General features: G+C 58.7%; 1 protein-coding gene. It reads left to right on the top strand.

Annotated elements, in window-relative coordinates; genetic code table 11:
- Positions 1 to 431: hypothetical protein (locus KK062_RS30045; protein WP_254088083.1), on the top strand; the 431-nt coding region annotated here is incomplete at both ends.

Genomic DNA, 431 nt, shown 5'->3' with positions numbered 1-431 from the left:
CCGCCGCGAAGCACAGCCTGCCAACACCTTTGATATGCGTCAATCGGCCGCTGCACAGGCCGTTGCGCTCAAGTGTGTGCTGCGGAACCGCACGTTGCTGACCACAACACATTTTGAAGATGCCGGCGTACAGCCCGGCAAGACCTATGAGTATGCCATCGCTTCAGTTGACGCGTTTGGTGCGGAAAGCACCTTCTCCCCTTTTGCCCGCGTTGCAGCCACGGTGCTGGTACGCGTCGTATCGACGTGTACCGTACGCAAAGTGACCGCAGGTGTCGAGGTAACCTGGGAGCCATCGTTCACCACGGGTGCGGCGACCGTCACGATCTATCGAAAAAAGGCGGGCGAGGTCTCGTATCAAAAGACCGCGAGCGTGGCCCGACAGGCCACCTCCTATGTCGACAAGACCACCCAGAAAGGCACCTTATATA

Source organism: Dawidia cretensis (assembly GCF_018598175.1).
Taxonomy (GTDB): Bacteria; Bacteroidota; Bacteroidia; order Cytophagales; family Cyclobacteriaceae; genus Ohtaekwangia; species Ohtaekwangia cretensis.
This window is presented reverse-complemented; position numbering and strand designations above follow the sequence as displayed.